This is a genomic window from Pseudodesulfovibrio sp. 5S69 (assembly GCF_037094465.1).
Lineage (GTDB): Bacteria > Desulfobacterota > Desulfovibrionia > Desulfovibrionales > Desulfovibrionaceae > Pseudodesulfovibrio > Pseudodesulfovibrio methanolicus.
This window is the reverse complement of sequence record NZ_CP146609.1, coordinates 1,285,863-1,298,370: the sequence shown is the minus strand read 5'-3', so window position 1 is coordinate 1,298,370 and position 12,508 is coordinate 1,285,863. Positions and strand designations below refer to the sequence as shown.

Here is a 12,508-nt window from a genome sequence, read left to right as displayed (position 1 = left end):
CCAATGACCATGGCGACACTGAAAACCGACCCCGCGCGGCTCGAGCGGTTCCTGACCGAGATCGCCGCCTTCGGGGCGACAAAACGGGGCGGCGTGACCCGCCTGGCCCTGAGCGACGAGGACCGGGACGCCCGCAACCAGCTCAGAGAATGGTTCGAGGCCGCGGGCTGCGAGACCAAGATCGACCGCATGGGCAACATGTTCTTTGTCCGGCCGGGCAGGAACCGCGGCCTGCCGCCGGTCCTGACCGGCTCCCACTGCGACTCCCAGCCGCAGGGCGGCCGCTTCGACGGCATCCTCGGCATCATCGGCGGGCTGGAGGCGGTCTGCGCCCTGAACGACGCGGGCGTGACCCTTGAACGCGACCTCATCGTGGTCAACTGGACCAACGAGGAGGGCAGCCGCTTCACTCCGGGCACCACCGGCTCCGGCGTGTTCGCGGGCAAGCTCGACCGCGAGGCCATGTATGCCCTGACCGACCGCGAGGGGCTGACCTTCGGCGGGGAGCTTGAGCGCATCGGCTACAAGGGCGAAACCGACTTCGACCCCAGGCCGCTGCACGCCAACTTCGAGTACCACATCGAGCAGGGACCGGTCCTGGAACGCCGGGAGAAGACCATCGGCGTGCCCAAGGGCATCGTCTGCCTGCGCTGGTACGACGTGGAGATAACCGGGGTGCCCAACCACGCCGGGCCCACGCCCATGAACGAGCGCAAGGACGCGGTCTACGCCTTCGCCCGCATGGCCTCGGAGATCTTCGAGATCGGCCTGGCCTCGGACAACGTGGTGGCCACGGTGGGCGAGGTCCATCCCTCTCCCAACTCGCGCAACGTCATCGCCGGGAACCTGCACTTCACCATCGACGTGCGCGGCTGGGACGAGACCGAGACCGACCGCGTCTGCGCGGACATCGAAAAGGCCGTCCGCACCCACGCCGAGGTCAGCGGGACCGACGTGGACATCAAACGGACCTGGGAAGTGGAGCGCGCGCCCTTCAATGCGGGACTGGTCTCCATGATCCGCGAGACCGCCCTGGAGCTCGGCCTGCCCGCCCTGGACATGGTCTCGGGCGCGTCCCACGACACCGTGTACATCAACCAGTTCGCGCCCAGCGCCATGATCTTCGTGCCCAGTATCGGCGGCCGGAGCCATGCCGAGGTGGAGGAGACTTCCTGGGCGGACTGCGCGGCCGGAGCCGACGTGCTCCTGAACTGCATCGTCAAGACCTGCAACGATCCGGAAGGCGTGGAATACGCCTAGGCGTCCACCGCACCGATCAAGACAGAGAGAAAAAGGGAATAACCATGAGCGACATCGAATTCGAAAAAATCTACCGTGACGAAGACGTGGACCTGTCCGTGCTGGACGGCAAGACCGTGGCCATCATCGGCTACGGCAGCCAGGGCCGCGCCCAATCCATGAACATGCGCGAGTCCGGCGTGAAGATCATCGTGGGCGCGGGCGACCGCACCCGCCACTCCAGTTGGGACAAGGCCGAGGCCGACGGCTTTACGGTCTACTCCATCGAGGAGGCCGTGGACAAGGCGGACATCGTCCACATCCTGCTCCAGGACCCGGCCCAGCCGTCCGTGTACTACGAGTCCATCCACAAGCATCTGAAACCCGGCCAGACCCTGAGCTTCGCCCACGGCTTCGCCATCCTTTACGGGACCATCAAGCCCCCCAAGGACGTGGACGTGGTCCTGTTCGTGCCCAACGGCCCCGGCCCGGTGACCCGCCAGAAGTACAAGGACGGCTCCGGCATCTGGGGCTGCGTGTCCGTGGACCAGGACGTCAGCGGCCATGCGAAGGAGACCGCCCTGGCCATCTCCAAGGCCGTTGGCTCCACCCGCGTGGGCGTGGTGGACATGACCTTCCAGCACGAGACCGAGGGCGACAACTACGAGGAGCAGGTCCTGTACGGCGGGACCATCCACCTCATGCGGACCATGTTCAACATCATGGTCAAGAACGGCTACCCCCGTTCCTTTGCCTACGCCAAGGCCATCCGCTCCATCCGCTCGATCATCGACGACATCGACGCCGTGGGCATCGAGGCCTACCTGACCTCCCGGGCCAGCCGGACCTGCGAGTTCGCCGTGCGCCACAGCGGCCCGCGCGTGATCAACGAGCAGGCCATGGAGGAGATCTTCGAGGAGACCGAGCGCGGCGTCTTCGCCCGCAACTGGCTCCAGGAATTCTCCCTGGGCATGCCCACCCTGAACCGCATGCGCCGCACCTGGGCGGATTCGGACATGGAAAAGACCGGAAAAATCTGGCGCGACAAGTTCGGAAAGTAGTACACCTCCCCCTACCGGGGCGCGGGGGGAAACGACCTCTCCTCCGCGCCCCGGCCATGAACCAAGCAGGCCGAACGCAACAAGGACAACCACCATGCCTTATCCCGAAGGCTTCCTGAAAAACCGTTCCGAGTACGTGCCCGGCAAGTACGCGGTCATCACCACCGAGGGCCGGGTCTTCAACGTCATCCCCGGCATCGAGGGCTGCGCCCTGTCCATCGTGGCCTCGCCCAAGCTCGGGGCCAACTTCGTGCAGATGGTCGGCACCGTGTCGACCGAGGGCAAGACGACCATGCCCTACGGCAAGGCCGAGGACGTCGAGGCGTTCCTCTTCGTCATGTCCGGCCAGGGCTCGCTCAAGGTCACCGTGGGCGGCAAGTCAGAGACCCTGTCCGCCGGAGGATACATCTACGCGCCTCCGGGCAAGGGCGTCTCCTTCGCGTCAACGGGCGATGCGCCGGTGGAGATTCTGCTCTACAAGCAGCGCTTCATCCCCCACCCGGACCCGGCGGTCCAGGTCCCGTGGACGGTCACCGGCTCCATCCGCGACATGGACGAGAGCCTGTACGACTCCATGGAGAACGTGTTCGTGCGCGATCTCTTGCCCGTGGACCAGGCATTCGACATGAACTTCCATACCCTGGCCTTCCTGCCCGGCGGCTGCCACCCGTTCGTGGAAACCCACGTGCAGGAGCACGGCATGTACATCTACCAGGGCGAGGGGCTCTACCTGCTCGACGAGAAATGGCTGCCCGTCCAGTCCGGCGACTTCATCTGGATCGCCCCCTTCTGCAAGCAGGCCTGCTACGGCATCGGCCGCGAGCGCATGGAGTACATCTACTCCAAGGACTGCCACCGCGACGAACCCATCTAATCCGACATTCCTCCTCTTTGGGGGCCGCGCGGCGCGTGATGCGTCGCGCGGCCTTTTCGCGTTCCGGAATCCGAAAAGCGGGTGCGCCCTCTTTACGGCACGGGCCATGCAGGGTAGTTGGACCTGCAAAGAACCTGCGCAACAGAAAGGGTCACGCCATGGAAACCACAATCCGCCGCATCGCCTGCGTCGCCTCGGAAACCCCCACCGCACGGGAACGGCTCGCCGCCCTGGAGGCCCGCTGCCCGCTGGTCCCCATCGACGAGGCCGACGCCCTGGTGGCCCTGGGCGGAGACGGGTTCATGCTCCGCACCGTGCACGAGTTCCTGGACCGGGGGTTGCCCATCTACGGCATGAACTGCGGGACCATCGGCTTTTTGCTCAACCAGTTCACCCCGGACAACCTCATTGAGCGCATCAACGCGGCCCAGGAGCACCTCCTGAACCCGCTGTCCATGACCGCCACGACCATCGACGGCGACCGCATCTCGGCCCTGGCCTTCAACGAGGTGGCCATGCTGCGCACCTCTCAGCAGTCGGCCCACATCCGTCTGTTCATCAACGGCAGGAAACGGCTGGACAACCTGGTCTGCGACGGGGTCATGGTCGCCACCCCGGCGGGTTCCACGGCCTACAACCTGTCCGCCCACGGTCCGATCATCCCGCTGGGCTCCAACGTCATGGCCCTGACCCCCATCTGCCCCTTCCGTCCGCGGCGCTGGAACGGGGCCCTGCTGCCCAACACCGCCGAGGTGGAGTTCGACATCCTCTGGCCGGGGCTAAGGCCGGTCAGCGCCACCGCCGACTTCCTGGAGGTGCGCGACGTGGCCCACATCATGGTCCACGAGGACCACTCGCGCCCGGCGCGCATCCTCTTCGCCCCGGACCACTCCCTGGAGGAGCGCATCTTCAACGAGCAGTTCATCCACTGACCGCGCCATGGCCGCCACCGGAAGCAACCGCACCCTCGCCGCCGTCCTGACCGGCGGACTCTTCACCTCCCTGGGGATGGGCCTGTTCGCCTTCACCATCCCGCTGCTCAGCCTGGACGAACGGGTCAGCGGCGCGTGGCTCGGCACCGCCTTCGCCGGGTACTACCTGGCCAAGCTCCTGGTCTCGCCCCTGTCCGGCATGGCCGCCGACCGCTTCGGCCCCAAGCCGGTCCTGGTCCTGGCCTCAGCCGCGGGCTGCGTCATCCCCCTGGCTTATTTCCTGTCCCCCGGCCTGACCGCCCTGTACGCGATCCAGGTGGCCATGGGGATCGTCACCGGCCTGGTCCGGCCCGTGGGCCTGGCCGCCCTGGGAGGATCGGCCGACGGTCCGGCCCTGTCCCGCCGGTTTGCGGTCAACGCGGCCCTGTTCAACGCGGCCGCCTTTGTCGGGCCCATCCTCGGCAGCCTGCTCTACACCACCGGGGCCATGGGGCCGGTCCTGATCGGCCTGTCCGTCTGCCTGGGGCTGGCCCTGGCCGCCACGTTCCTGCTCCTGCCGGGCGAGGCGACCACCAGCCGTCCGCCCTCGCCCAAGGCCCGGCCCGCCCAGTCCAAAGGCCGCGCCGCGTCCCTGCTCCTGGCCATCGGCGGGCGCAGCCTGGGCATCGGGTTGACCACCGCCTTCTATCCCATCGTCCTGGCCGACGTGCTCGGCCGCCACGGACCGGTCGTCGCGGCCACCTTCGCCGCGCCGGGCCTGGCCACTTTCCTGGGGTTGCTGCTCTCCGGACGGTTCGGCAACAAGAGCCCGGACACGGACCGCGTGGTACTGGGCATGCTCGTCAGCGCCGGGGCGCTCTACGCCCTGGGCGAATGCCGCTTGCTCTGGGAGTTCGCCGCCTTCGGCGTGCTCCTCGGGCTGGGCGCGGCCCTGTCCATCCCGGCCTCCATGTTCTTCGCCTCCACCCTGAGCCGCAAACAGGGCGCGGTCTTCGGCGCGGCCAACCTCGCCTCCGGACTCGGCTTCCTGCTGGGGCCGCTGCTGGGCGGGGCCGTGGTCCACACCCTGCACTCCCCGGTGCCGGGCCTGAAGGTCGCGGCCCTGATCGGCGCGCTCTGCTGCCTGCCCCTGCTGGCCTTCGTCTTCCGCGACCAGCTCCACTGGGGGCGCGGCATGGTCTGGACCGCCACCGGGCTGGCCGCCGGGGTCCTCGGCCTGCTGCTGGTCTTCAGCCTGTCGCCGACCCTGCGCATGGAGGCCCACCAGGACGGGCTCTACCGCTTCACCGACGTGGCCATGGGCACCGTGGTCAAGCTGACCATCGAGGCCCCGAGCCGCAAGTCCGCCGAGTTGGCGGCCCGCCGGACCATGACCGCCATGCGCGCCCTGCAGCAGGACTTCGACCACCGCAACCCGCGCGGCTCCATCGGCCGGATCAACCGCGCGGCCGGGCATGCCTGGATCAAGGCCACGCCGCGCGCCTTCGCCCTGCTCGACCGAACGCTCGCCTTCAGCGCGGCCACGGGCGGGGTCTTCGATCCCACCGTGGGGGCCCTGACCACCTCGCCTTTCTACTACGCCATGGACGAGTCCGTGGCCCGGTCCAAGTCCGGGCTGGTGGACTACCGCATGGTTCTCATGGACCCGGCCGGGGACCGGGTGCGGCTCAAGAAGGAGGGCATGGCCCTGGACCTCGGCGGCATCGCCAAGGGGTCCATCGTGGACGAGGCCGTGGCCCTGCTGCAAAAGCACGGCGTGCCGTCCGGCATCGTCGAGGCGGGCGGCGACTTCCGCTGCTTCGGCGACCGCGACTGGCACGTGGGCGTCCGCCACCCGCGCAACGACGCCGTGTTCCAGACCGTCACCATCCGCGACAAGGGCGTGTGCGGCTCGGGCGACTACCGCCAGTTCGTCACCCCGGACAAGCAGGGCGGCCCCATCGAGCGCCACCACATCATCGACCCCGCGACCATGGACTCGGCCCACAAATCCATCGGCGTGACGGTCATCGCCGACACCGCCGAGCAGGCCGACGCCCTGGCCACCACCCTGTTCATCATGGGCCCGGCCAAGGGTGCCGCCTTCCTCAAGACATACTCGCCGGGCAGCGCCTGCATCTGGTTCCTGCCCGACCGGACCGTGGCCTACACCGACAATTTCCCGCACTGATCCCGGAAAACATCGGTCCCGGACCGCCCGGCGGTATCCTATTTGCTAGAATCGGGGCATGACGCCGCTCCATTTTTTCAACAATAGTTATGATTCCGCATGGTTGACAAAATGCAGGGCAACGGACCGCCGCATTTGCCCTTGCCCGATCGGCGGATTTCCGCCTATTGCTGAAAAGCGGACCGAAACAGACCCACCCCCCGCGGACGCGGGGATACGGATAGAAGCAGCATGAAAGCCTTCAACGAGACCCGATTCAACACCCCGGCCGTGACGCTGGGCATCTTCCTGCTCATCGGCCTGCCGTTCATCGTCGGCTTGCTGGTGCAGTACGACTACCTCCAGGACCTGGAACGGGTCTCGGACGAGCGGCTGACCCTGTACGAGATGACGCTGGACTCCGAGTTGCGCAAGTACGAGTACCTGCCCTACCTCATCTCCGAGAACGGCATGGTCACCGCCTTCCTGACCAAGGGCGGCGAGGACGTACCCATCAACCGCTTCCTCAAACGCGTGAACACCATCGCCGAGTCGTCCGTGGTCTACATCATCGGCACGGACGGCATCGTCAAGGCGGCCTCCAACTGGGACCGCCCCAATGCCTTCATCGGCCTGGACCTCGGTTTCCGGCCCTATTTCAAGGACGCCATGGCGGGCCGCCAGGGGACCTTCTTCGGGGTGGGCATCACCCGGGGCGAGCCGGGCATCTACATCTCGCACCCCATCAAGGACAAGGGCAAGGTCATCGGCGTGGCCGTGGCCAAGATCGCCCTCTCCCCCCTGGAGCACCTCTGGAAGGAGGGCGGCGAGACCCTGCTGGTGACCGACTCCAACGGGGTCATCGTCCTGACCAGCCGCCCGTCCTGGAAGTACATGACCCTGACGCCCCTCGACGCGGGCATGCTCCAGGAGATCCACGACCGCGAGCACTACCCCAAGTACCAGCTCAAGCACCTGGCCTGGCACACCCGGACCCGCTTCGGCTTCGTCCGGGAGGCGACCATCGGCACCGAGCGGTTCCTGCTGAATACCCGCGGCATTCCCGGCACGGACTGGAAGATCAGCTATCTCACGCCGCAGGGTCCGCTCTGGGAGCGGACGCTGGGCGTCTCCCTGACCACCTTCGTGCTCCTCGGCCTGGCCGTGCTGACCCGCCTGTTCCTGCGCGAGCGCCGCCAGCGGCAGCTCTCCCGGCAGCAGGCGGCCGAGGCCAACCGCATCCGGGACATCAACCGCCAACTGGCCCAGGAGGTCGAGGAGCGCAAGCGCACCGAGCACGAGCTGCGCTCGGCCCAGGAGGAGCTGGTCCAGGCGGGCAAGCTGGCCGCCCTGGGCGAGATGGCCACGGCCATCGCCCACGAACTCAACCAGCCCATCGCGGCCACCAAGACCTACGTGGCCTCCTGCCGGTTGATGCTCAAGCGCTTGAAGCTCGACGACCTGGACCCGACCCTGGTCAAGGTCTCGGAACTGGGCGACCGCATGGCCAAGGTTACGGGCCAGCTCAAGTCGTTCGCGCGGCGGACCACGGACAAGGACATCGAATTCGACCTGCGCCTGGCCATCAAGGAGGCGGTCAACCTGATGAAACACCAGTTCCTGGTCGAGAACTGCGACCTCAAGCTGTCCATGCCCGGCCAGCCGGTCTTCATCCGGGGCGATCGCATGCGTATGGAGCAGGTCCTGATCAACCTCTTCCGCAACGCGCTGGACGCCCTGCTGGAGGTCGAGTCCCCGCTCATCGGCGTGCGCCTGTCCGTGGAGGGCGACAAGGCCACCATCCACGTCTGGGACAACGGGCCCGGCATCGCCGAAGAGGTCGGCAAGAAGATTTTCGAGCCCTTCGTGACCACCAAGAAGGAGGGCATCGGCGTGGGGCTCGGCCTGTCCATCTCCTACAAGATCGTCAAGGACATGAAGGGCGACTTCAGGGTGGCCAACCGCGACCCGCGCGGAGCCGAGTTCTTTGTCCACATTCCCCTTTCCAAGCAGAAACAGGATAAGAATAAATCATGAAGAAAGTCATATTGGTAGACGACGAACAGTCGGTCCGGGACTCCGCCCGGCAGTGGCTGGAACTGTCGGACTTCGAGGTCGCCGACTACGCGGACGCGCGCGTCGCGCTGCGCGACATCACCCCGGAATACGCGGGCATCGTGCTGACCGACGTGAAGATGCCCGGCCTGGACGGGCTGGCCTTCCAGAAGGAGATCATGGCCATCGACGAGCACATCCCGGTGGTCCTGTTCACCGGCCACGGCGACATCGCCATGGCCGTGGAGGCCATCCGGGGCGGGGCCTACGATTTCGTGGAAAAGCCCTTCGACCCCGAGCAGATCGTGGAGACCATCAAGCGCGCCCTGGAAAAACGCCGCCTGGTGGTCGAAAACCGCCAGCTCAAGATGGCTCTGTCCGAGTGCGAGGGCATCGACTCCCGGCTGGTCGGCACCAGCCAGCCCATGCGCGATCTCAAGAAGGAGATCACCCACATCGCCCCCACCAGGGCCAACGTGCTCATCTTCGGCGAGACCGGCACGGGCAAGGAGGTCATCGCCCGGGCCATCCACAACCTCTCCCTGCTGAACAAGGGTCCCTATATGGCGCTGAACTGCGCGACCATCCCGGTGGACATGGCCGAGAGCGAGCTGTTCGGCCACGTCAGCGGGGCCTTCACCGGGGCGGCGGGCAAGCGCATCGGCAAGCTGGAGGCGGCCAACGGCGGAACCCTGTTCCTGGACGAGCTCAACTCCATGCCCCTGGACGTCCAGGGCAAGCTGCTGCGGGCGCTGGAGATGCGCGAGATCACCCCGCTGGGGGCCAACTCGCCCCGGCCGGTGAACTTTCGGCTGATTTCCGCCATGAACGAGAACCCGCGCACGGCCATCGACGAGGGGCGGCTGCGCGAGGACCTCTATTTCCGCATCAACACCGTGGAACTGAACGTCCCGCCCCTGCGCGAACGCTTGGACGACATCCCCCTGCTCTTCTCCTTCTTCCTGGAGCGCACCGCCGACACCTACGGCGTGGTCGCCGCCCCGCTCGGTCCCGACGGGCTGCCCCTGATGATGAGCCACGACTGGCCCGGCAACGTCCGGGAGCTCAAGAGCCTGGCCGAGCGTTACATCCTCTCGCCCCTGCCGCCCAAGGAGCGCATCGCCAAGATCATGTCCGCCAAGACCGGGGACACCGCGTCCCAGGCCGTCGGCCTGAGGGACCAGGTCGCCCTGTTCGAACGCCACCTCATCCAGGAGTCCCTGAACCGCAACGGCGGCGTCATCAAGGACGTCATCGACGACCTCGGCATCCCCCGCCGCACCCTGAACGAAAAGATGACCAAATACGGACTGAAACGGTCTGAATAATTCATCGGCGGATTCTTGCCGATCGAGCACGCCCCGATCGGCAAGATTCCGCTCACCCTCCTTATAACGACTCATTATAACTTTGGAATAGTGTGACTTTTCCGTCACGCTCTTCTGGCATGCCTGTTGCTCATTCGAAACCGTTGCGATCCATATCCGATGTATTGAGGAGGTTCTTTGGAGGATCTCGGCAACCGCATCGAGCCGCGGAGGAACGCGCTTGCCGGACCCGGTCCGGAAGGCGGGTTCCGGGCGCGTCGCGATGCGACTGAAGAGGCAGGGTTCTTTCAATTCGTATCAATCAAGAACAACAGGTGAAGAATGATGAAAACCTTTACGACATCCGTTCCAGGCGTGTCCCTCACCGATGCCGCCCTCGACTGGCTGCAGATGCTGACGGGCGCCAGCCTGATCCTTTTCATGTGGTGTCACATGCTGCTCGTGTCTTCGGTGGTCATTTCCCCGGGCGTCATGAACGCCATCGCCGGCTTCTTCGAGGCCACGTACATGGCCCAGGTCGGCGGCCCGCTGATCTTCCTGACCTTCCTGGTCCACTTCGCCCTGGCCGCGCGCAAGATCCCCTTCCGCGCCGAGGGGCAGGGCACCATCCTGGCCCACGCCAGGATGATGAAGCACCGCGACACGTGGCTGTGGGTCGTCCAGGCCGTGACCGCCATGATCATCCTGATCCTCGGCGCCATCCACATGTGGGTCGTGCTCAACGACCTGCCCATCACCGCCGCCAAGTCCGCCGCGCGCATGCAGCACTTCTGGTGGTTCCTCTTCTACATGATCCTCCTTCCCAGCGTGGAGCTTCACGTCAGCGTCGGCTTCTACCGCATCGCCGTGAAATGGGGTTTCGTGAAATCCGACCAGCGGAAGGGCTTCAAGCGCTTCGAAACGACCCTGTTCTCGATCTTCATGGTCATCGGCGTCGTCACCCTGATCCGCTTCATAACGCTGAGCTAACGAGGTGAACTCCATGCAGACATTCTATTCCGACCTGCTCGTCATCGGCGCCGGACTGTCCGGCGAACGCGTGGCCTGCGAGGCCGCCCAGAACGGCTTCAAGGCCACCTGCCTGTCCATCGTGCCCGCGCGGCGCTCCCACTCCTCGGCCGCCCAGGGCGGCATGCAGGCCGCGCTCGGCAACTGCGCCAAAGGCGAGGGCGACAACTCGGACGTCCACTTCATCGACACCGTCAAGGGCTCGGACTGGGGCTGCGACCAGGAGGTCGCGCGCCTCTTCGCCGACGCCGCGCCCATCGAGATGCGCCGCCTGGCGGCCTGGGGCGTGCCCTGGAACCGCGTGGTCCCCGGCCAGTCCTTCTACTTCAAGGGCGGCGAGAAATTCGAAAAATACGAGAAGGAAGAGAACGAGGGGCTGATCACGGCCCGTTCCTTCGGCGGCACCGCCAAGTGGCGGACCTGCTACACCTCGGACGGCACCGGGCATGCGGTCATGTGCACCATGGACAACCGCTGCGCCCAGCTCGGCATCGACGTGTTCGACAAGAAGGAAGCGATTTCCCTTATCCATGACGGCGACAAGTGCATGGGCGCGGTGGTCCGCGACCTGCGCAACGGCCAGCTCGAAGTCCACCTGGCCAAGGCCACCGCCATCTGCACCGGCGGCTTCGGACGCATCTACAAGGCCACCACCAACGCGGTCATCTGCGACGGCGCGGGACACATCCTGGCCCACGAGACCGGGCTGGTGCCCATCGGCAACCCCGAATCCATCCAGTTCCACCCCACCGGCATCGTGCCCACCGACATCCTGGTCACCGAGGGCTGCCGCGGCGACGGCGGAACGCTGCTCGACGTCAACGAAGAACGGTTCATGCACATCTACGAGCCGGAAAAGGCCGAGCTGGCCTCCCGCGACGTGGTCTCCCGCCGGATGACCGAACACATGCGCGCGGGCAAGGGCGTGAAGTCCCCCTACGGCGAACACCTCTGGCTGGACATCCGCCACCTCGGCGACAAACACATCTCCACCAAGCTGCGCGAAGTGGACGAGATCTGCCACCACTTCCTGGGCATCGACCCGCGCACCCAGTTGATCCCGGTCCGCCCCACCCAGCACTACACCATGGCCGGCATCCGGACCAACAAGGACGGCGCGGTCTACGGCCTCAAGGGGCTGTACTCCGCCGGCGAGGCGGCCTGCTGGGACATGCACGGCTTCAACCGCCTGGGCGGCAACTCCCTGGCCGAGACCGTGGTCGCGGGCGGCATCATCGGCGCCAAGATCGTCGAGTTCCTGAAGGGCTACGAGACGACCTTCGACACCAAGTCCATCAACGCCGAGGTCAAGCGCCAGGAAGAGCGCATCCACGACGTCACCCACGGCCGCAACGGCAAGCTGAACGTCTACGAGGTGCGCAACGAGATGCAGGAAGCGCTCATGAAGGGCTGCTTCGTCTTCCGCAACAAGGAAGGCCTCGAAGAGTGCGTCGAGACCCTGCACGGGACCATGGAAAAGGCCCGCAAGGTCGGCCTGGTCTCCGACGGCGTGGGCGCCAACCACGAGCTGGCCGCGGCCATGAAGCTGGAGGGCCAGGTCAGGCTGGCCATGTGCATCGCCCAGGCCGCGCTGATGCGCACCGAATCGCGCGGCTCCCACAACCGCGAGGACTTCCCCGAGCGCAACGACGCCGAGTGGCTCAACCGCACCCTGGCCTACTGGCCCGAGGGCGCGGACATGCCTGATCTCCAGTACGAGGACACCACCCCGCTGTTCGAACTGCCTCCGGGCGACCGCGGCTACGGCGGCGGCAAGATCATCCCGGCGGACGAGAAGTACGTGACCGAGCGCACCGTAAAGAGCCCCGTCACCGAAATCGGGAAGAAGAAGTAACCCGGTC

The 12,508-nt window shown here is 66.2% G+C and carries 9 protein-coding genes; all 9 read left to right on the top strand.

The genetic code is table 11. The annotated features are described in order from the left end of the window. The first annotated feature begins 3 nt into the window (after positions 1 to 3). A complete protein-coding gene (locus V8V93_RS06035; RefSeq protein ID WP_338669457.1) occupies positions 4 to 1,260 on the top strand; it encodes a Zn-dependent hydrolase in 1,257 nt (418 codons plus the stop codon). A 44-nt stretch (positions 1,261 to 1,304) separates the two neighbouring features. Then, on the top strand, positions 1,305 to 2,300 hold the full coding sequence (gene ilvC / locus V8V93_RS06030; protein WP_338669456.1) for a ketol-acid reductoisomerase: 996 nt from the start codon (positions 1,305 to 1,307) through the stop codon (positions 2,298 to 2,300). Between the two features lie 94 nt (positions 2,301 to 2,394). Further along, a complete protein-coding gene (gene allE, locus V8V93_RS06025) occupies positions 2,395 to 3,174 on the top strand; it encodes a (S)-ureidoglycine aminohydrolase (RefSeq protein WP_338669455.1) in 780 nt (259 codons plus the stop codon). A gap of 158 nt (positions 3,175 to 3,332) precedes the next feature. Then, a complete protein-coding gene (locus V8V93_RS06020) occupies positions 3,333 to 4,106 on the top strand; it encodes an NAD kinase (RefSeq protein ID WP_338669454.1) in 774 nt (257 codons plus the stop codon). Between the two features lie 7 nt (positions 4,107 to 4,113). Next, positions 4,114 to 6,276, top strand: coding sequence for an MFS transporter (locus V8V93_RS06015; protein ID WP_338669453.1), 2,163 nt, complete (start codon positions 4,114 to 4,116; stop codon positions 6,274 to 6,276). Between the two features lie 231 nt (positions 6,277 to 6,507). Next, positions 6,508 to 8,292, top strand: coding sequence for a sensor histidine kinase (locus V8V93_RS06010; RefSeq protein WP_338669452.1), 1,785 nt, complete (start codon positions 6,508 to 6,510; stop codon positions 8,290 to 8,292). Continuing rightward, positions 8,289 to 9,638: a sigma-54-dependent transcriptional regulator gene (locus tag V8V93_RS06005; RefSeq protein WP_338669451.1), complete on the top strand. Its 1,350-nt coding sequence runs from the start codon at positions 8,289 to 8,291 to the stop codon at positions 9,636 to 9,638. The genes V8V93_RS06010 and V8V93_RS06005 overlap by 4 nt, the downstream gene beginning before the upstream one ends. Before the next feature lie 324 nt (positions 9,639 to 9,962). Next, positions 9,963 to 10,607 (top strand): succinate dehydrogenase/fumarate reductase cytochrome b subunit, encoded by a 645-nt coding sequence (locus V8V93_RS06000; RefSeq protein WP_338670165.1) that lies wholly within the window; start codon positions 9,963 to 9,965, stop codon positions 10,605 to 10,607. Between the two features lie 13 nt (positions 10,608 to 10,620). Then, complete coding sequence (locus V8V93_RS05995) at positions 10,621 to 12,501, top strand: fumarate reductase flavoprotein subunit (RefSeq protein ID WP_338669450.1); 1,881 nt, start codon at positions 10,621 to 10,623, stop codon at positions 12,499 to 12,501. Positions 12,502 to 12,508 lie beyond the last annotated feature (7 nt).

Excerpts from the sequence above, each read along its gene's own strand:
- V8V93_RS06015 (WP_338669453.1), top strand. The coding sequence starts at position 4,114 with ATGGCCGCCACCGGAAGCAACCGCACCCTCGCCGCCGTCCTGACCGGC.
- V8V93_RS05995 (WP_338669450.1), top strand. The coding sequence starts at position 10,621 with ATGCAGACATTCTATTCCGACCTGCTCGTCATCGGCGCCGGACTGTCC.
- allE (WP_338669455.1), top strand. The coding sequence starts at position 2,395 with ATGCCTTATCCCGAAGGCTTCCTGAAAAACCGTTCCGAGTACGTGCCC.
- V8V93_RS06010 (WP_338669452.1), top strand. The coding sequence starts at position 6,508 with ATGAAAGCCTTCAACGAGACCCGATTCAACACCCCGGCCGTGACGCTG.
- V8V93_RS06005 (WP_338669451.1), top strand. The coding sequence starts at position 8,289 with ATGAAGAAAGTCATATTGGTAGACGACGAACAGTCGGTCCGGGACTCC.
- V8V93_RS06020 (WP_338669454.1), top strand. The coding sequence starts at position 3,333 with ATGGAAACCACAATCCGCCGCATCGCCTGCGTCGCCTCGGAAACCCCC.
- V8V93_RS06035 (WP_338669457.1), top strand. The coding sequence starts at position 4 with ATGACCATGGCGACACTGAAAACCGACCCCGCGCGGCTCGAGCGGTTC.
- V8V93_RS06000 (WP_338670165.1), top strand. The coding sequence starts at position 9,963 with ATGAAAACCTTTACGACATCCGTTCCAGGCGTGTCCCTCACCGATGCC.
- ilvC (WP_338669456.1), top strand. The coding sequence starts at position 1,305 with ATGAGCGACATCGAATTCGAAAAAATCTACCGTGACGAAGACGTGGAC.